Annotated in this window: 16 protein-coding genes; 11 read left to right on the top strand and 5 right to left on the bottom strand. The window is 53.7% G+C overall.

Annotated features, from left to right (window positions below):
* Positions 1–183: 183 nt before the first annotated feature.
* Both OSC10802_RS0131805 and OSC10802_RS0131800 read left to right on the top strand, forming a co-directional pair.
* Positions 184–4,341 (top strand): CHAT domain-containing protein, encoded by a 4,158-nt coding sequence (locus OSC10802_RS0131805; protein ID WP_052334368.1) that lies wholly within the window; start codon positions 184–186, stop codon positions 4,339–4,341.
* Positions 4,342–4,488: 147 nt separating this feature from the next.
* Positions 4,489–4,968, top strand: coding sequence for a QcrA and Rieske domain-containing protein (locus OSC10802_RS0131800; RefSeq protein ID WP_026098992.1), 480 nt, complete (start codon positions 4,489–4,491; stop codon positions 4,966–4,968).
* A gap of 55 nt (positions 4,969–5,023) precedes the next feature.
* Here the strand turns inward: OSC10802_RS0131800 and OSC10802_RS0131795 are convergent, their stop codons facing one another.
* Complete coding sequence (locus tag OSC10802_RS0131795; RefSeq protein ID WP_017720809.1) at positions 5,024–5,464, bottom strand: globin family protein; 441 nt, start codon at positions 5,462–5,464, stop codon at positions 5,024–5,026.
* A gap of 532 nt (positions 5,465–5,996) precedes the next feature.
* Here OSC10802_RS0131795 and OSC10802_RS0131790 point away from each other — a divergent pair.
* A complete protein-coding gene (locus OSC10802_RS0131790; RefSeq protein ID WP_017720808.1) occupies positions 5,997–7,310 on the top strand; it encodes a HEAT repeat domain-containing protein in 1,314 nt (437 codons plus the stop codon).
* 250 nt (positions 7,311–7,560) lie between these two features.
* On the opposite strand, the gene OSC10802_RS0131785 is transcribed toward OSC10802_RS0131790, so the two are convergent.
* On the bottom strand, positions 7,561–7,869 hold the full coding sequence (locus OSC10802_RS0131785) for a hypothetical protein (protein WP_017720807.1): 309 nt from the start codon (positions 7,867–7,869) through the stop codon (positions 7,561–7,563).
* A gap of 366 nt (positions 7,870–8,235) precedes the next feature.
* On the opposite strand from OSC10802_RS0131785, the gene OSC10802_RS0131780 reads away from it, so the two are divergent.
* From OSC10802_RS0131780 to OSC10802_RS0131765, 4 genes are all read left to right on the top strand, one after another.
* Complete coding sequence (locus tag OSC10802_RS0131780) at positions 8,236–11,850, top strand: WD40 domain-containing protein (protein WP_017720806.1); 3,615 nt, start codon at positions 8,236–8,238, stop codon at positions 11,848–11,850.
* 324 nt (positions 11,851–12,174) lie between these two features.
* Positions 12,175–13,035 (top strand): bile acid:sodium symporter family protein, encoded by an 861-nt coding sequence (locus OSC10802_RS0131775; RefSeq protein ID WP_017720805.1) that lies wholly within the window; start codon positions 12,175–12,177, stop codon positions 13,033–13,035.
* Between the two features lie 296 nt (positions 13,036–13,331).
* Positions 13,332–14,303 carry a LysR family transcriptional regulator gene (locus tag OSC10802_RS0131770; protein ID WP_017720804.1) on the top strand — a complete coding sequence of 324 codons (972 nt, stop codon included), beginning with the start codon at positions 13,332–13,334 and terminating at the stop codon, positions 14,301–14,303.
* Positions 14,304–14,588: 285 nt separating this feature from the next.
* The gene (locus tag OSC10802_RS0131765) at positions 14,589–15,653 is read left to right on the top strand and encodes an anthranilate phosphoribosyltransferase family protein (RefSeq protein ID WP_026098991.1); all 1,065 of its coding nucleotides are present in this window, start codon (positions 14,589–14,591) and stop codon (positions 15,651–15,653) included.
* 357 nt (positions 15,654–16,010) lie between these two features.
* Here the strand turns inward: OSC10802_RS0131765 and OSC10802_RS0131760 are convergent, their stop codons facing one another.
* Positions 16,011–16,556: a hypothetical protein gene (locus OSC10802_RS0131760; RefSeq protein ID WP_017720802.1), complete on the bottom strand. Its 546-nt coding sequence runs from the start codon at positions 16,554–16,556 to the stop codon at positions 16,011–16,013.
* Between the two features lie 129 nt (positions 16,557–16,685).
* On the bottom strand, positions 16,686–16,892 hold the full coding sequence (locus tag OSC10802_RS51740) for a hypothetical protein (protein WP_155968956.1): 207 nt from the start codon (positions 16,890–16,892) through the stop codon (positions 16,686–16,688).
* Positions 16,893–16,909: 17 nt separating this feature from the next.
* Here OSC10802_RS51740 and OSC10802_RS42775 point away from each other — a divergent pair, with 17 nt between their 5' ends.
* The 3 genes from OSC10802_RS42775 to OSC10802_RS0131745 are packed head-to-tail and all read left to right on the top strand — an operon-like array spanning position 16,910 to position 17,788.
* Positions 16,910–17,095, top strand: coding sequence for a restriction endonuclease subunit S domain-containing protein (locus tag OSC10802_RS42775; protein ID WP_017720801.1), 186 nt, complete (start codon positions 16,910–16,912; stop codon positions 17,093–17,095).
* Positions 17,092–17,544 (top strand): PIN domain-containing protein, encoded by a 453-nt coding sequence (locus OSC10802_RS0131750; RefSeq protein WP_017720800.1) that lies wholly within the window; start codon positions 17,092–17,094, stop codon positions 17,542–17,544. Before OSC10802_RS42775 ends, OSC10802_RS0131750 begins: the two co-directional genes overlap by 4 nt.
* Before the next feature lie 16 nt (positions 17,545–17,560).
* On the top strand, positions 17,561–17,788 hold the full coding sequence (locus OSC10802_RS0131745; protein ID WP_017720799.1) for a hypothetical protein: 228 nt from the start codon (positions 17,561–17,563) through the stop codon (positions 17,786–17,788).
* A 9-nt stretch (positions 17,789–17,797) separates the two neighbouring features.
* Here the strand turns inward: OSC10802_RS0131745 and OSC10802_RS0131740 are convergent, their stop codons facing one another.
* On the bottom strand, positions 17,798–18,079 hold the full coding sequence (locus OSC10802_RS0131740; RefSeq protein ID WP_017720798.1) for a hypothetical protein: 282 nt from the start codon (positions 18,077–18,079) through the stop codon (positions 17,798–17,800).
* A gap of 22 nt (positions 18,080–18,101) precedes the next feature.
* On the opposite strand from OSC10802_RS0131740, the gene OSC10802_RS0131735 reads away from it, so the two are divergent.
* The gene (locus OSC10802_RS0131735; RefSeq protein WP_017720797.1) at positions 18,102–19,151 is read left to right on the top strand and encodes a ParB/RepB/Spo0J family partition protein; all 1,050 of its coding nucleotides are present in this window, start codon (positions 18,102–18,104) and stop codon (positions 19,149–19,151) included.
* Positions 19,152–19,304 lie beyond the last annotated feature (153 nt).

Here is a 19,304-nt window from a genome sequence, read left to right as displayed (position 1 = left end):
GCGCTCCGGGGCGCGTCCCGAAACGTGACCTCCAGAGGCTCTCCTTGCTTGCTGCAACAAGCAGATTAAAAACCTAACAGGTCATTTTAAAGAATTGTAAAGGAATCGGCTGAACCGAGAAAAATCTTGTTAAAGTAGAAAGCGAAAGGTTTGATAAACATCAACCGCCAGGAAGCAAAGTCTATGAAATCCGCTGCCGGCTCATTAAGTTCGTTGCTGCTTGTTCTTACCTCAGGCTACTTTGCCACCGCTAAACCAGCACTCGCCCAAGCGGAAAGCATGGCACCGGCACCCGACGGCACCGGCACAACTGTCACTGCCCAAGGCAATACCTTTAACATACAGGGCGGGTCACTGTCAAGAGATGGCGCGAATCTTTTTCACAGTTTCCAGAAATTTGGCCTGAGTGAGGGGCAGATTGCCAACTTTATCAGCAATCCCAATATCCGCAATATCCTGGGGCGGGTTGTCGGGGGCGACGCCTCCTATATAAATGGGTTAATCCAAGTCAGCGGGGGGAACTCCAATCTCTTCTTAATGAACCCCGCCGGCATCCTATTTGGCCCAAATGCAAGTTTAAACGTGCCGGCAGACTTCACCGCCACAACAGCCACCGGCATCGGGTTGGGTTCGGGCTGGTTTAATGCCGCTGGCAGCAACGATTACACGATGTTAGTGGGGACGCCAAGCGGTTTTTCTTTCACCTTACCGCAAGCGGGCGCAATTGTCAATGAGGGGAATTTAACACTGACGCCTGGGAAGAATCTCACCCTGTTGGGAGGGACAGTAATAAATACCGGCTCCCTGACAAGTCCTGGAGGGAATATTACTATTGCCGGTGTGCCGGGTGAGAGTGCCGTGCGGATTTCTCAAGAGGGGCATCTGTTGAGTTTGGACATAGAGCCGGTGGCGCTAACAGGAGCGGAGGGAACGCCTGTTCTACAACCGCTGTCTTTACCGCAACTGCTCACCGGCAGACCAGATTTTGGCCACGCTTCCGCGCTGAGTGTGAGTGAGAAAGGCGAAGTGTTGCTGACAGGTTCTGGGGTGAGGATACCGGCGGAATCGGGGATGGCAATTGCTGCCGGTCCTATAGATGTGTCTGCGCCCAGCAGTTTTGGCGGTGCGGTGAATATCCTGGGAAACCGCGCCGGACTTATGGGTGCAAAGATTAACGCTTCCGGTGCAAATGCCGGCGGTGAGGTGCGGATTGGGGGCGACTATCGCGGGGAGGGAACTGTGCCCAATGCCTCACACACCTCTGTCAGTTCAGATTCAGCGATTAATGCAGACGCCCTGTGGAATGGAAATGGGGGGCGTGTTATAGTTTGGTCAGATAAAACGACACATTTCTTGGGTCACATCAGCGCCCGTGGGGGCAGCAATTCAGGCCGTGGCGGATTTGCGGAAGTTTCGGGGAAACAGGACCTGATATTCCGGGGCACAGCTGATTTAAGTGCGGCCTTTGGGACAGCCGGCACCTTGCTCCTCGACCCAGAAAATATCACGATTGCCGGTGTGGGTTTCGGCCAAAATGACAGCGCCGTGTCCGACAGTCAGATCCTGTTGGGAGAGGGCACCGGCACATTCACTATTTCCGAAGCGAGTCTGGAAAGCCTCAATGGAAATGCCTCAGTCATATTAGAAGCGAGTAACAATATTACCGTAGCGCCAATATCCGACCAGCAATTAACTTTTAACGCCGGCAGCGGTTCCATCACCTTCAGAGCTGATGCCGACAGCAATGGCACCGGCTCATTTTCCATGAATGCCGGCGACACCATCCGGGCAGAAGGGAGAAATGTCACCATTGCCGGTGCCAGTATAGCAGCCGGCAATATTGACACGAGTTCTCCGGCAGCTGCCGGCGGCGCAATTACCATCACAAGCGGGGGAAGCATCACCACCGGCAACCTCACCACTTTCGGGCAAATCTCCAGTGGAAACGTTACCTTAAGCAGTAACAGCAATACCATCCAGACTGGATCTATTACAACCCAAGCATTTAATGGTCCGAGTGGCAATATTATTCGCAATGGCAGCAGCGCTGGCACAGGAAATCTCCAATCAATAGACAGTTCTAACACTTCGCCGGCACAAAATTCCGGCGAATCCCAATCCCCCGCGCCCACCAATTCCCAAACCCAACCTTCTACGGAAACACAGCCCACCAATTCCCAAACCCAACCTTCTACGGGAACACAGCCGGCCACTTCCCAACCCCAACCTTCTACGGCAACACAGCCGGCCACTTCCCAACCCCAACCTTCTACGGCAACACAGCCGGTCACTTCTCAACCCCAACCTTCTACGGCAACACAGCCGGCCAATTCTCAACCCCAACCTTCTACGGCAACACAGCCGGCCAATTCTCAACCCCAACCTTCTACGGCAACACAGCCGGCCACTTCTCAACCCCAACCTTCTACGGCAACACAGCCGGCCAATTCTCAACCCCAACCTTCTACGGCAACACAGCCGGCCACTTCTCAACCCCAACCTTCTACGGCAACACAGCCGGCCACTTCTCAACCCCAACCTTCTACGGCAACACAGCCGGCCACTTCTCAACCCCAACCTTCTACGGCAACACAGCCGGCCACTTCTCAACCCCAACCTTCTACGGCAACACAGCCGGCCAATTCTCAACCCCAACCTCCTGCCACCAGTCAGCCCCAACCCAACAATTATCAGGTACAATCCGCTGTCATCTCAGTCACAGGGACACAGCTAAAGAATCCTCAGACACAGCCCCTTACTGTCGCAGGGACACAGCCAAACAATCCCCAGACACAACCCCTGACAATCGCTCAACCCGAGCCAAACAGTGCCCAGGCACAACCCGTGACTGTCGCTGAATCTCAGCTCAACAGTGCCCTAGCGCAACCGGCTGCTGAATCCCAGCAAAACAATACGCAGGCGCAACCGGCTGCTGAATCTCAGCTCAACAGTGCCCTAGCGCAACCGGCTGCTGAATCCCAGCAAAACAATACGCAGGCGCAACCGGCTGCTGAATCCCAGCAAAACAGTGCTAACTCCCAGAACACTGCGGAAAATAAGCCTGATGCAAAAAAAACTGAAGCGCAGCCTGTAGCCCCGGCTCAAACTGTCAATAACTCCCTGAGTGCCGGCAATATCACCACCTTGCTAGAGCAAAGTCGGGAGAAAGAATTTTCTCAGTATTTTGGCATAAATTTTTCTAACCAAATTACGTCATCAGAAAGCATCCGAGAGGCTCTGGCAAAGATTGCTTCGCAAACAGAAAATCAGTCTGCTATAATATATGTTACCGCACTGCCCGATCAATTGGAGCTGGTCGTGTTCACTCCAGAAGGGCGGCCAATACGCAGGGCTGTGCCGGAAGCAAAGCGCGAGAAACTGCTGGAAGTAGCGCAAGCGTTTCGCGACAAAATTACAGCGCCGCGCCTGCGCAACACCACCAGCTATTTGCAGCCGGCGCAGCAGCTATATCAGTGGCTGATTGCGCCAATAGAGCAGGAACTGCAAGCGGCTAAAATCAACACCCTGCTGTTCAGTATGGATGCCGGCTTGCGGGGGCTGCCGGTGGCGGCGCTGCACGACGGCAAACAGTTTCTCGTGGAAAAGTACAGTCTCGCCCTTATCCCCAGTGTCAGTTTGATGGACACGCGGTATCAATCCCTCAAGGGGGCGCGAGTGCTGGCAATGGGCGCGTCGCAATTTCGCGACCAAAATCCCTTGCCGGCAGTGCCGGTAGAGTTGCAAACTATCACCGGACAGCTGTGGCGGGGGCAAGCTTTTTTGAACGAAGCTTTCACGCGAAACAATCTCAACGATCAGCGGCAGAACTATCCTTATCAGATTCTGCACCTAGCCACACATGGGGAATTTCAACCGGGGGAAATCAAGAATTCTTACATTGCGCTGTGGGACGAAAAGCTGCGCCTGAACGAGCTGAGCAAGCTGCGCCTGAACAATCCGCCGGTGGAGTTGCTGGTGCTGTCTGCCTGTCGCACTGCAGTCGGTGATGAAAAAGCAGAGTTGGGGTTTGCCGGTTTTGCAGTGGCGGCGGGAGTAAAAACAGCTTTAGCGAGTCTGTGGTACGTCAGCGACGAGGGAACTTTGGGGCTGATGACCGAATTTTACAGCCAGCTGAACCATGCCAAAATTAAGGCGGAGGCGCTGCGACAAGCGCAGCTAGCGATGATTCGGGGAGAGGTGCGGATAGAGTCGGGGACATTGCGCAGTGGCGGCACTCGCGGCGCAGTTCCCCTGCCGGCGCAACTGGCGACTTCAGAGAACGCAAATCTATCCCATCCCTATTATTGGTCTGGCTTTACCATGATTGGCAGCCCGTGGTAATGTGAACTTTTAATGTATGTATTACCGCTGCGTTACCGGTGTGTTACGCTTTGCGTAACGCACCCTACAGCTACAGCTTGACAGCAACCGGCAGTCCGTGCTAAGAATGAAAGATTCAAAATCCTAAATTTGCGAGAGAAAACGCCTGTGAACCGTCGTGAATTTTTAACTTGGGTTGGAGTGGGTTGGATGGCCAGTTCCCTGCCGGTGGCGATCGCCGCCTGCTCTCCCGACAGCACCACCAAGGCACAACCCACCCCACCGACAGCTGCCACCCCACCGGCACCGGTAGCGGGTGCCCCCCGCGCCGATGGATTCGTGGCTGCCGGCACCGTGGCGGAGTTGGACAAGAACGGTAAAATCCAGAATAAGACATTGCCCACCGGCCCCGTCTTAGTCGTTCGCAACCCAGCTGACTCCAAAACCCTGTACGCCGTCGATCCCACCTGCACCCACAAAGGCTGTTTGGTCGAGTGGGAAGCCGATGAGAAAGTCTTTGACTGTCCCTGTCACGATACCGACTTCGCTCCTGATGGAAAAGTGATCAAAGGTCCGGCAACCAAACCCCTCAAAACCTATCAAGTCAAAATAGAGGGAGATTCCGTTTTAGTAAAAGCCGGCGCTTAAGTTGCAGAAACCGGGTTTCTTCAAGAAACCCGGTTTCTTGAAGAGGTTTATTCGTTCAGTTTCTATCGCCCAATTTCAGAATTTCCTCCGGATAGTGCGCGCCTTCTAGCATCAGCTCCCCAATCGCAGCATAGGCATCCACCCACGCCTGCCTCACCTCCGGCGTCCAGTCCGCTCCCAAGTAAGACTCAAACGTTTTCAGCAGCGCCCCTCCCACCATCGGGTAGTGTTGCGGTAAAATGCCATAATTCACATGCCGCGCTCCCAGTCCCTTGAGGGCGTCTGACAGCACATCTGGTTTGCGCAGGTTGTTAACCACCAGCACCAAAGAACTGAACAGATGCTTCCGCTGCTCTTTCATATTGGTGTGGGCAAATAAAGGCTTTACCTCCGGATAGTCCCCAAACAAATTGTCGTAGAAGCTGCCGACAAACTCTTCTTCCTGCGGTTTGATGCGATTAAAGCTTTCTTCCAAAAGTTCGACGTTTAAAGCCATAAAATTCTCTCTGAGTCAAGAATGTCTCTCGCTTATTTAGCCGGGTCAGGCCGCCAATATATAGCGGTTCTCAGTTGGATGAAATATGGCCCAGAAACCCGGTTTCTTTAAGAAACCGGGTTTCTCCCTACCTCACTAATATGAGAGACGCTATATATAGCAGTATGCACTTAGGTTAGAACATTAGACCTTCACGGGGGGCGGGACGCCCCCCCTACGTCTATATAGCAGTAAGCATTTAGGAAACCTACATTCCGGCCTCCCTTGGTCCCCCACTCCCGAAGCTTCTATTGTTCTAACCAATATGACTGCTGCTATATAGTTTATGCCAAAATCTTTCTCCCTATGAACTTCTCGCATAAATTTAATGCTTTATTTACATTTCCCCCCTCCTCAGCAGCAGAGATTCAGCATAAGGTGTGGGTAGTCATGGGAAGCGCAGCTCGGGCTGAACGCCGGCAACCGGACTGTCGGGAGCTACCACCTCTGGCAAGCCTTTTTTGTAAAAAATTGTTGACTTGGAACTTTAACGATGTCGAGGTTTTCAGTTTTAGAGCAAGCGAATGCAGCCGCCACGCAAGCCAACTGGCCATTACTTAACCGCTACCTGCAGCAATTGCTCGACAGAGAAAATCGGGCCACACCCTCTGAGAAATCGGAGCTGCTGCAAAAAGCCGGCACTCAACTGCTCAGCTGGGCATTAGAAATTTTAGAAGCAGGCGACTTCCAAGAGCGCTGGGACGTTGCCAAACTATTTCCCAGTCTCGGACCGCAAGCCATTGAGCCGCTAATTGCCATATTACAAGATGAAGAAGCCGACACAGACTTGCGCTGGTTTGCCGGTCGCATTTTGGGCGAGTTCCACCGGCCCGAAGCGGTAGCCGCCCTCGCAGAACTCCTCAAAACCGCCGAGAGTGAGGAGTTGAGCGCAATGGCCGCCGATGCCCTGGCCAATTCAGGCCCTGCAGCCATTGAAGCCCTCACCGATTTGCTCGCCGAAGAAAACACCCGGCTGTTTGCCGTGCGAGCTCTCGCCCAAATCGGGCATCCCGAAACCATCAAGCCCCTGCTCAGCGCCGTCCGCGATCCTGTGGCCCAAGTGCGAGCCGCCGCCATTGAAGGGCTGGTTGGCTTGCGCGACGAGCGCATCCCGCCGGTGCTGCTGAGCGCCCTCAGCGATCCAGCCGCCAGCGTCAGGCGACAAGCCGTCACCGGCTTGGGTTTGCGCGCTGACACCCTCGACCCATTTCAACTCGTCCAACTGCTGCGCCAGCGGCTTTGGGACTTTAATTTTGACGTTTGCCAGCAAGCCGCCTTCGCCCTCGGGCGCGTGGGAACCCCACCGGCAGCCGCAGCCCTCTGGGAAGTCCTGCTTTCCAGAGCAACGCCAGTGCCCTTACAAATAGAAGTCGCGCTAGCCCTGGGCTGGATAGGCACAATTGAAGCAGTAGAATATTTGCGGCAGGCGCTACCCTTTGCTTCCCCAGCCCTCGCTCAAGAAATCGTCACCATTTTGGGGCGCAGCGAACACCCCGCAACCGCCCAAAATGCCGGTGAAATTCTCATAGAACTCCTCAAATCCGACCTCCCCACCCTGCAAAATCCAGGCGTCCAGCAAGCCGCCGCCCTAGCGCTGGCCCAACTCGGCGACCGGCGGGCAACAGAATCCCTCATGGAGCTCCTCGCTTCCCCAGATGCCGGTGTCCGCCTGCACGCCCTCGCCGCCCTCAAACAGCTGGCTCCAGAACACGCTCACCGGCAATTACAAGACTTGGCGAATAGCCCCCAACTGGCACCGGCACTGCGAGAAGGCGTCGCCTTCGCCCTGCAAGAGTGGCCTTTGTAAACGTGGGATCGGAGGGAACGCCGGTCCTACGAGATATAGGCGTAGGGCAGGCGTCTCGCCTGCCCTTCCCTCCTTCCCAAGCTCTGACTTGAAAATGTTCGTAGTTGGGCTTTAGCCCAAAAGTTCGTAGTTGGGCTTTAGCCCAAAAGTTCGTAGTTGGGCTTTAGCCCAAAAGTTCGTAGTTGGGCTTTAGCCCAAAAGTTCGTAGTTGGGCTTTAGCCCAAAAGTTCGTAGTTGGGCTTTAGCCCAATCAGCGGACCTCCCAGGAGCGCCTCAGCTGCTTTGCCTGTTGCAGCAAGCGCTGGAAGTCTTCCGTTTCCGTGATTTCCGCCACCTGGCGCTCCCTCTTGGCAGCGTCAATCTCGATAACCAATTCCCTTAAAGGAGCCGGCGGCACCGGCAGTGCGGCTGCAGCCACCGGCTTTGCCAATAACAGCCGGTAGACAATCCCTAACGCGAAAGCGAGCGCTAAAACTGGACTGACGATAAAAAGGACAACTGCAATAACAGTAATCGGTGCCGCTTGCCAGAGACAGTTAAAGCTTTTTTCCGATGTCATAAGGCTACCTTTGAACGCCACAACTTTATTAAATCTTGGCCGTTACTGGGATTGTCCTGAGACAGCCGGTTAGCAACCACTGACTTGTTCCTGACTTTCCCCTGAGTTGCGCCGTCACAAAAGCTCCCAGGGGCCCAAAACCCCGGTTTCTTAAAGAAACCGGGGTTCTGAAATTTACACAAATGATTTAGACGCACTATATAATAGTAGGCAGTTAGGTTCCGAGGTAGGACAGGCGTCTCGCCTGTCCCAAAGACCTTGAGGGCTTGGAGGGAACGCCTGCCCTACGCCTATACTTCGTATCCCGGTGTCCTAAGCTGACTGTCTATTGCTATATAATCTTATTGGGGGTTCTCAAGGTGAGCTATGTCCCAAAAATCAATCCGGGTGCGCCGAGAGTGCGTCAAGCAAGTCAAATCGGCTCTCGTTCGCCAGGGCTATGCCAAGCAGGAGGCTTTAGCCGAACACGCTCAACTTGGCTTAGCTACGGTTGGCAACTTCCTTAATGGCAAACCCGTTTCCCGCGAGAATTTTTTTGAACTCTGCCGCCTCTTGGGGCTAGAATGGCTGGATGTCGCCGCCGATTTAGAGGACGATGCCGCCCACAAACCTAGCAGCAAGCCCCCAAACACCCCTAACACCCACCGGGATTGGGGAGACGCCCCGGATGTGAGCCTGTTCTTTGGGCGCACCGACTGCCTCGACACGCTAGAGCAGTGGATTGTGCGAGATAAGTGCCGGCTAGTGGCGCTGTTGGGGATCGGGGGGATTGGCAAAACCGCCCTGTCTGTGAAACTGGCAGATCGGATTGAGAGCGAATTCCAGTACCTCATCTGGCGAAGTCTGCGCAACGCCCCACCTGTTCAAGACATCCTGGCGGTGCTGATCCAGTTCTTGAAAAGCCAGATCCCCCCCAACTCCCCCGAAGTTCGCAGAGGCGAAAGGGAGGATCTGCCAGACACCGCAGAGGATCGAATTTCCCTGCTGATCGACTATCTGCGCCGGCACCGCTGTCTGCTGGTGCTGGATAATGCCGAGTCGATTTTGCTGGGTGGCGACAGCGCAGGGCAGTATCGTCAGGGCTATGAAAAGTATGGGGAATTATTCCGGCGGGTGGGAGAAACGCCCCACCGCAGCTGCTTGCTGCTCACCAGTCGCGAGAAACCGAGAGAATTGACAGCGCAGGAAGGGGAAACACTGCCGGTTCGCTCACGCTACTTACCTGGTTTGTCCGAAAGCGAAGGGCAGCCAATCTTACAAGCTAAAGGTCTGGACTTTAGGGGCGATCGAGCAGCCAGCAGCGAATCTGGGCGTTTCGGAGTTTCCCCTTCCCAAGAACTGATTCATCGCTGCGGAGGAAATCCCCTATTCTTAAAAATAGTTGCCACAACTATTAAAGAGGTGTATGATGGGAATATCGCCGAATTCTTAAGTCAAAACACTCTGGCTTTCGCCGGGATTCGCTTCCTGCTCGATGAACATTACAATCGCCTGTCAGCTTTGGAAAAGCAGGTGATGTACTGGCTAGCGATTGAGCGGGAGCCGGTGGCAACACAGCACTTGCGAGAGGATATTATACCGCGAGTTGCGCAAGCGAAGTTGGTAGAGGCTCTAAAATCTCTGGCGCACCGCTCTTTGATTGAGAGAAGTGCCGGCAGGTTCACCCTGCAGCCGGCAGTTATGGAGTACATGACTGAGCGATTGATAGACAAGTGCTGTCAAGAGATTGAGGCGGGAGAAATTGCCTTATTTCAACGCTATGCGCTGATTAAAGCGACGGCGAAGGACTACGTTAGGGAGGCGCAAACGCGCGTTATCCTCCAGCCAGTTGCGGAAAGGCTGCTGGCTGGTTTTGGGAGCAAAGCCGGTGTGGGATGCCAGTTAAAGCAAATCCTGTCTGGGCTGCGAGAAAACCCCAAGCCGGGGTATGCCGGTGGGAACGCGCTCAATCTGCTTTGCCAGATGCAGGTGGATTTAACCAGCGCTGACTTTTCTAACCTGCCGGTTTGGCAAGCTTTCCTCAGAGGTGTGAACTTGCAGGGGGTCAATTTCGCTGGCGCAGACCTAGAAAATTCTGTTTTTACTGAAACTTTTGCCATAATTTTTTACGTCGCATTTTCTCCTTGTGGTAAACTCTTGGCTGCCGGGGATTACGAAGGCGGGATTCACTTATGGCGCGTTGCGGACGGTCAAAAACTTTTTACCCTCAAAGGACATACCTCTACGGTAAACTCCGTTGCCTTCAGTCCTGATGGGCGAACCTTAGCCAGTGGCAGTGATGATGAAACGGTGCGGTTATGGAATGTTTGTGAGCGCAGGTGCGTCAGAATTTTACAGGAACATAGGAATTGGGTAAATTCGGTTGCCTTCAGTCCCGACGGGCTTACTCTCGCCAGTTGCAGTGAGGACAAAACGGTGAAGTTATGGGATGCCGTCACTGGGGAGTGCCGGAAGACTTTGCAGGGAGACACCGATCGGGTATATGCAGTTGCATTCAGTTTGGATAGTAAAACCCTGGCTACTGGCAGTAGGGATAGCAGTGTCAGGCTGTGGGATGTTGGTGAAGGTAAGTGCCTAGCTGTTTTGCTGGGACATACGGATACAGTTCGTGCTGTTGCCTTCAGTCCGGATGGGCAAACCTTGGCCAGTGGCAGCGATGACAAAACCGTGAAGCTATGGGACATCCGAGATGCCGGCAGCAGTCAATGCCTCACCACTTTACAGGAGCATAGCAATCAAGTGCGTTCAGTTGCCTTCAGTCCGGATGGGCAAACCCTTGCCAGTGGGAGTTTTGACCAAACCGTGAAGCTATGGGATATCCGAGACGCTCGCAACTGCCGCGCCGCAACCACTTTGCGGGGGCACACGGCTTGGATACGTTCAGCGGCCTTCAGCCCGGATGGGAAAACCCTTGCTAGTGGCGGTTATGACCAAACGGTGAGGCTATGGGATGTTGGGGATGTTAGTCAAAGTGAGTGCCTAGCTACTTGGCGAGGACACACTAATTGGATATATTCAGTTGCTTTCAGTCCTCAAGGTAATATCCTGGCAAGTGGCAGTGCTGACAGAGCGATCAGGTTGTGGGATGTCAATAACGGTCAGTGTTTGACTGCTTTGTTGGGACACAGGGAGTTAGTGAGTACTATTGCTTTCAGTCCTGAAGGCAAGACTGTCGCCACTAGCAGTGATGATACAAACGTGAAGTTATGGGATGTGTCCTCTGGTGAATGTCTGGCAACTTTGCAGGGACATAGGCATTGGGTGTATTCAGTGGCGTTCAGTCCCGACGGTCGAACTCTCGCCAGTGGCAGTGATGACTTGACAGTCAAGTTATGGGATGTTCGCACGAGGGAATGTCGGGCGACTTTACAGGAACATACAGAGCGAGTGTTTTCAGTGGCATTCAGCCCTCAAGGCAAAATTATCGCCAGTGGCAGTCGTGACAGGACCGTGAAGTTGTGGGATGCCGGCACGGGTCAGTGTCTGGCAACTTTACACGGACACGAAAGAGAGATAAATTCCGTGGCTTTCAGTCCGGATGGCCAACTCTTGGCAAGTGCCAGTGATGACAAAACCGTGCGTCTCTGGGATGTCGGCACCCATGAATGCCTTGCCATCTTGCAGGGACACGACAATTGGGTGCATTCAGTTGCCTTCAGTCCTCAAGGTCATATCCTGGCGAGTGGCAGTATTGACAAAACTGTGCGTCTCTGGGATGTCCGCACCCATGAATGCCTTGCCATCTTGCAGGGGCACGATCATTGGGTGCCTTCAGTTGCCTTCAGTCCGGATAGTTCAATTCTCGCCACCGGCAGTGGCGATGAAACCATTAAGCTCTGGGATGTCAAAACCGGCACTCTCCTGAAAACCATGCGAGCGCCCAGACCCTGCGAAGGCATGAACATCACCGGCGCTGCCGGTTTAACCGAAGCCCAAAAAGCCACCCTCAAAGTATTGGGCGCGGTCGAATATGGGGGATGAGGACAGGCGAGACGCCTGTCCTACGCCTTTTATTAGGACAGCTTTGATCGGAGGGAACGCCTGTCCTACGTCCGTGCCCTAACTGCCTTCCCAGATCAGTGGTGTCAACCCCTGTCCGCCCCATCGGGCTGCAAGGTAAGATAGTTGGGATTCTTCCAATAAATTTAATCCTCTTCCCCGCCGGCAGCCCAACAAACCCTGCCGGCACCGGCTACGCTATAGAAAGCAGATTTCTGTCCGCAGACAGATGATAGCGACCGCTCCGTAAATCGCGCCAAGCCAGCCAGTAAATGACAGTGTTATAAAAACAGGAGCCTTGTTTTTATGAAATCTATCTTGCCTGTTGTTGCTATAGTTCTAGGAATACTTTTACCCCAAGCCGGCAGCTATTCCTTCCTGCTCAAGCCCCTGCTGATGTTTATCCTATTCTTCCCGTTCTTAGAGCTGAAAATAAATACTTTTTATAAAAGCACCCTATGGATAATAATAGCCAATATCGCCCTAGCCATTACAGCCTATTTACTTCTGCTTCCCTTCAACTCAGACCTGGCGTTTGTGTCCTTTATCACCGCCATCGCCCCCACCGGCATCACCGCCCCAGCAGTTGCCAGCTTTCTCGCCCTCGACGTAGAATATGTCACTCTCTCTGTTATCCTAACTAACAGTATCATTGCCCTGACGCTCCCCTTTCTCATCCCGCTCCTGACGCATCAAGCCAATTCCGTCTCCCCGCGAGAAATCTTGCTGTCAGTTTTAGGGCTGTTCTTAATCCCGCTCGCTGTCGTCCAAACCCTAAAACTCCTCAACCCGCAAGTCCTGAAGTCGGCTGGGAAATTCAAGATACTGTCTTTCTACGCCTGGAGTGCCGTGCTGTTTATCGCCGGCGCAAAAGCTTCCCATTTTATTCTCTACGAATCCACAACTTCGCCCCTGACGATTGCCGCCATTGCCACAATCTCCCTTCTGATATGCGCCGCCAACTTTGGCGTGGGATTCCTCATCGGAGGCAAACACTTCGCCCGGGAAGCCAGCCAATCTCTCGGCCAGAAAAATACCATGCTCACCGTGTGGCTTTCTCTTGCCTTCCTCAAGCCGGTGGTCGCTCTCGGCCCGATGTTTTATATCCTTTACCATAACCTGTACAATTCTTACCAGCTTGTCAGGACAAAACCCCATAAAATGTAGCGTTCTTGCGGAACGCACCCCGAGCTGTTAGGCTTTTAATTTGCTTATTGGGGAAAGGAGGCAGAGCCTCCAGAACCGCGTTCCCAGACTCCGCCTGGGAGCGAGGGTAGGGTACAGCTTACTGCTTTTGTAGGGTGCGTTACCCCCAGGGTAACGCACCCTACTTCTGCCAAAGGGAGGATTTTCCTGGGCCAAGAGGAACGAAAAACGCGGGCTGTATCAAAATCTACTGAACGATACCGGCAGACAGGCTATCCTCACGGTATACATAAAACCGATCCAGGCTACACACAACCATGCGGTTAGAGCAGTTGCAAGCCTTCCTAGCAGTCGCGGAAACCGGCAGCTTCCAGCAAGCGGCGGGAAAGTGCGGCGTCACCCAATCTACGATTAGCCGGCAAATCCAGGCGCTGGAAGCCGATCTGGGACTGCCTTTGTTCCACAGGACAGCTCAGGCTAAACTGACCTTGGGGGGCGAGCGCTTCTTCCCCCGCGCCCGCAAAATTTGTCAGGAATGGCAGAATGCCACCCAGGAGCTCGCGGACTTGCGTGCCGGCAAGCAGCCAGAACTGTGCGTCGCCGCGATTCACTCTGTCTGCGCCTACTGTTTGCCGCCGGTGCTGCAAAAATTTGCTAAGGATTACCCGGAAGTGCAGTTGCGCGTCACCTCCCTGGGCAGCGATCGGGCGCTGAAAGTCCTCAAAGACGGGCTGGTTGACATCGCCCTGGTGATGAACAACCGCTTTTTAACCGCCGGTCCGGAAATGGTGGTGGAAGCGCTTTACAGCGAGCCGCTGGAGGTGCTGATGGCGGCGAACCACCCGCTTAGCCAGTATGAGTGTGTGCCTTGGTCGGAATTAGCCCGCTACCCGCAAGTTTTGTTTAAAGATGGCTACGGCATGCAGCGCCTGGTGCAGGAGCAGTTCGACCGGCGGGGGCTGAAGCTGCAAGCTGCGCTAGAATTGAATACCCTGGACGCTTTCCGGGGAATCGTGCGCCAAGGAGAGCTGATTGCCCTACTGCCCGAATCTGCCCTGATTGAAGCAATTTCAGACCCGACTCTAGCTGTTCGCAAGCTGGAAACCGCCTCCGGTTCCGCTGAACCGGCGCTAACCCGTCAGGTGGTGCTGGTAACCACCCGCGATCGCCTGCAAATCCCTCCGATCGCTCAGTTCTTCAAGCTGGCGCAAGAGCTTGTCCCGTGGCAGTACAGCCAGCTAACCGGAAAAAAGCCGCTCACCCCGGCACAGCCGAGGGAAGCCGCCTAGCGCGCCGGTTAAATAGGAAAAATTCAGGGGAAGAAACGGGGTTTCTCTGAGCATAAAGACGGATTTTTCCTGGGGAAAGCGAAAAGAAAGCCGGTTTCTCCGATTTGAAGAGCGGCATTCTATAGCGTGTCTAAATCCTTCGTGTAACTTTCAGAACCCCGGTTTCTTTAAGAAACCGGGGTTCTGGGCCCGAGAGCGGTTGCGCCAATCATTTAGAGCTGCTATAGTGCTTTCATCAATTAGGGTATCTAGTTTTTCTGATTTTTCGCTCTCGTGGGTATTTATATGAGTGATGCGTTCAGGGAATTGCTGCGGAAAGTTGGCAGCGGTCCCCACACCGGCAAGGATTTAACTCGCTCAGAAGCTGCAGCGGCTACGCGGATGATGCTGCTGCAGGAAGCGACACCGGCGCAGATTGGGGCGTTCCTAATCGCTCACCGCATCAAGCGCCCGACTGGCGTTGAACTCGCCGGCATGCTCGACGGTTATGACGAGTTGGCGCAAAAGTTGCAACCCGGCAATTTTACTCGCCCGGTGACTGTTTTGGGCTGCCCCTACGACGGGCGCGATCGCTATGTGCCGGTGACTCACCTGACTGCGTTAATCCTCGCCGCCGCCGGGGTGCCTGCCGTGACGCACGGGGGCGATCGCATGCCCACAAAAGAAGGGGTGCCGCTGATTGACATTTGGCAGGGTTTGGGCGTCCGCTGGGGGGGGTTGGATATCGGGCGAGCGCAGCAAGTCTTCGAGAAAACCCTGCTGGGATTTGTCTATCTCCCCCAGCATTTTCCCCACGCTTACGAGATTGTTCCCTACCGCTTCCAAATTGGCAAGCGCCCGCCGCTGGCGACTTTGGAGTTAATCTGGTGCCCTTATGCCGGTGACAAACACATTGTTTCTGGGTTTGTCCACCCGCCCACAGAAGAGATGTTCCGCGAAGCGCACGCCCTGCGAGGCACCCAGCTGTTCACCACGGTGAAGGGGCTGGAAGGCAGCTGCGATTTGCCCCGCGAGCGCACGGCGATTATCGGGATAGCCAACCCGGACCAACCTTTCGAGCGCCTGCACCTGCACCCCCGGGATTTCGGATTTGCCGGTGCCAACCCGCCCTTGGAATCCACCGCAAAACTGCTGGAAGACACGCAATCCGTGTTGCGCGGCGAACCCTCGGAGCTGATGAAATCTGCCATCTGGAATGGCGGGTTTTACCTGTGGCGCTGCGGCGTTTCCCCGGATCTCAGTGCCGGTTTCGCTACGGCTGAATCTGTACTGACTAAAGGTGAGGCGGCGGAAAAACTCCTCGAACTCCGCAACGCCGTCGAGTCTGTTCAGCTCCCCGCGCCGGTCTAGCCCCCACCGGCTAGTTTCCTTGAGTAAATAACCGGAATCTATCTAAGTTTAAACTCTGGCGATTAACCCCGGTAAGGGTTATAAGTTTCATGTTTCTACAGATTACGGTTAATCACACATCCAAATTGCCTGCCGGTGCCGTCAAGTCTTGAAACTGCCGCCCCCGCCACCGGCTAGTTTCCTTGACTAAATAACCGTAATCTATCTAACCTTAAACGCCGGCACATAATATTGCTAAAGTTTACAGATGTCAGAATGATACAAATTACGTTTAATCACTACTCAAATAGCCCCCATGCCCAATGCCCCATGCCCCACGCCCCATGCCCCACGCCCCATGCCCCATGCCGGCTCTCGCTAGATTGGCCAGTAAAAGGAGTATACTGCTTGTTTGCCTCCACCCTCATCAAGAACAGCAACTCCCCTGCTATTGAAAGTGCAAGCTTGAGCTGGGGATAAATCTGGCGGTTGCGCCTCAGTCTTTTTCCCGAAGTTGAATAAAGAGCCAAACAGCTCCATCAATTGAGACAGCCCGTCTGCCTTCTTTTCTTCACGGACCAAACCCTCTCCTATCTCGCCAAATCGAATCACTTTCCTTTGAGTGTGAGCTTGACGGAGATACTCGACAGCTTTCACGTGCGTTGCTTCAGTGACAGTGCTTTTGCTCCAGGTTCGCTGCCCAAGAAGTTCGGGTCTGTATTCAATGATAACAGTTCTAACCGGACATTGTGGGTGCCCCCACTGTTTGTCAACCGTCTTGAGCGTAATGGTAGCACTTGTTCGGGAATGAATTTCGGCACGCTCTACCAAAACCTCCCAGCTCGCTCCACCGGCACGGCAAGGGAGAGCGCAAACTCCTATTATCAATAGCGACAGAGCCGATATCTCAGTAGCCTGAGGCATAATTTTCCGTTGAGCTTACAAGGTATAGTCTAGTATAAATTTTACAATTATGGTATAATATCCGCTTAAAAAGACAGTAAGATCAGGGTCGGCTGGGGCCAGGGTGAACCCTCGCTCGGACACCGGCAGCTAGCTGCTACTGGTGCCCGGCACCGGCAATCGATAGGGTGCCGGTGAATCGCTCTTTCCGCCACCGACTTGGCCCAACCGGCTGCTGTAGCGCCTAGAGCGCCCCTGCGGGCCAGGACTTTGGGGGATTGTTGAATTTGTCGTTTTTTTAGTTGGGGTGAGGCACTGGTGGCCAAAGAGTGATAGATTGATAAAAAGACAAGACACCCAAGATAGAATAAACAATGGAAGACATGGCTGCATTCCAAGTACCTCTTCCACCTTCAGAGAAAAAACAGCAAGCGCTCGCCCAAGTCCTCTCTGACATGGATGCCGAGATCGCCGCATTAGACAACCGCCGCGCCAAAACCCAAGCCATCAAACAAGGCATGATGCAAGAACTTTTAACCGGCAGGACGCGCCTGATATGAGTGAAAGCTACATAATTTATTTAGATGCGTGCTGCCTCAATCGTCCATTTGACGACCAAAACCAGGCCCGAATCGCCTTAGAAACCCGAGCAATCCTGACAATCTTGAGCGAATGCCAATCAGGACAGTGGAAACTCATCGCCAGCGCCGCCTTAGATGCAGAACTCGCTCAAACTCCCGATCTTGACAGACTGAATAACGTCAAGGCCATCCTGAGAATTGCTAAAATTAAGGTAATCAGCAGCCAATGGATAGAAGACCGTTCTATAGAACTCGTAAAATTAGGATTTTCTGGCTACGATGCCACCCACATCGCCAGTGCTGAACGAAGCCGTGCTGATATATTTTTATCCACAGATGACCGCCTAATCAAGAAAGCCAAACTACATATTAAACTTCTCAATGTACCCGCTAACAATCCCGTTCAATGGCTAATGAGCGTGACCTAACCAGAGGAGTAAAACCATGATAAAAACTCAGCAGGAAATTGTAAGACAAGGATATGAAGCTTTAATCGATTCGTTAGGAGTCGTTGATGCTATCCGGTTTATTCAATACTTTACTTCGGGTCAAGGCGACTATACCCAAGAACGCCATCAGTTTCTCGACAAAACGCCATTAGACGAGATTCTGCTATCGATGAAACAGCATCGAGAACACGACAGCAACCAATATGATGAAATTATTGAATAGGGCCATCATTTATTTATTAACGCTATATCCGGATCGGCTGGGGCCAGGGTGAACCCTCGCTCTCGCACCGGCAGCTAGCTGTTGCTGGTGACCGGCACCGGCAATCGATAGGGTGCCGGTGAATCGCTCTTTCCGCCACTGACTTGGCCCAACCGGCTGCTGCAGCACCAGCTTTCGAGCGCCCAGTCCCGTCGCTGCGGGCCAGGACTTTGGGGGATTGTTGAATTTGTCGTTTTTTTGGTTAACGTGAGGCAGTGGTGGACTAATAGTGATAGATTGGGAAAAAGACAAGACTCCCAAGACAGAATAAACAATGGGCTCACAGCAGCACCGGCGCTCAACCTCATCTAACTCCCACCCCAGGACTGAAAACAGAGATGTGGGGTTTGAGCCAACCGGCTCTCAGCTGCCAGCGGTTGCTCAATATGTGCCGGTGGCGTCGATTGTGCCGGCGAAATACCAGCCCCGGCATTATTTTGATGAAGGGGCTATGCAGGAGCTAACGGCGAGCGTTAGGGAACACGGTATCCTGCAGCCGCTTCTGGTGCGACCGGCAGGCATTGGCCAGTATGAGCTGGTGGCTGGGGAGCGCCGGTATAAAGCTGCGATTGCGGTTGGACTGAGTGAAGTGCCGGTGGTGGTGCGGGAGCTGACTGACTTTGAGGCGCTGCAAGTGGCGCTCACGGAAAATCTCCACCGGGGGGATCTCAATGCAGTGGAGGAGGCGGAGGGGATTTTGCAGTTGCTGGCGCTCCATCTGGACTGTGAGGTGAGGGCTGTGCCTTCTGTGCTGTATAAGATGAAGAACGCTGTGGAAAAGCAGTCGGAGTCTGGGGGTGCCGGTGGTGCAGTCCCTTCAAGCTCTCCAGCTTCTGAGGGAAATGGTTCGGCGGAGGGGGAATCCGCATCGGATGCGTCTAGGGAAAACGTTTTCCCTAACCCGGAATTTGAGAAGGTAAAGGAAGTCTTTGCTGGTTTGGGCAAGATGACCTGGGAGTCGTTTATCGTTACCCGACTTCGTTTGCTCAAGCTGCCTGAAGACATCCTAGAAGCTCTACGCCGCGGGAGGATTGAGTACACCAAGGCGAAAGCTATCGCCCGGATTAAAGACGATGAGTTTAGGGGAGAGCTGTTGGAGGAGGCGATAGCAAAACCTCTGTCCTTGAGTCAAATCAAGGAACGCATCCGCCAACATCAGGCGGAGCTGAAACCATCCGCGCCTTCCTTGAAGGGCCAAATACAGTCCGCCTACGCGGAGATTATCAAATCAAAGGTGTGGGATGACCCGGAGCAGCAGGAGGAGCTATCAGCGTTGCTGGCGCAGATGATGGCTGTCATATCTAGGAAATCCAGGGACAAGTGAGGGAATGTTTGCTCTCGCTATGCAGATCCCCTAAACAAAGCGCTGCAAGAGGCAACGCAAGCATATTATCACTGGGCTTGATTATCAAAGTGGTGCTAGCCCAGGGGGGGATCAGGCGGGATGAAGTATAATGCAGTCTTGTCTTCTTTATAT

The organism is Kamptonema formosum PCC 10802, assembly GCF_000332335.1.
Classification (GTDB): domain Bacteria; phylum Cyanobacteriota; class Cyanobacteriia; order Cyanobacteriales; family Oscillatoriaceae; genus Oscillatoria.
The sequence above is the reverse complement of the archived record's forward strand: the minus strand, read 5'-3'. Positions and strand labels throughout refer to the sequence as shown.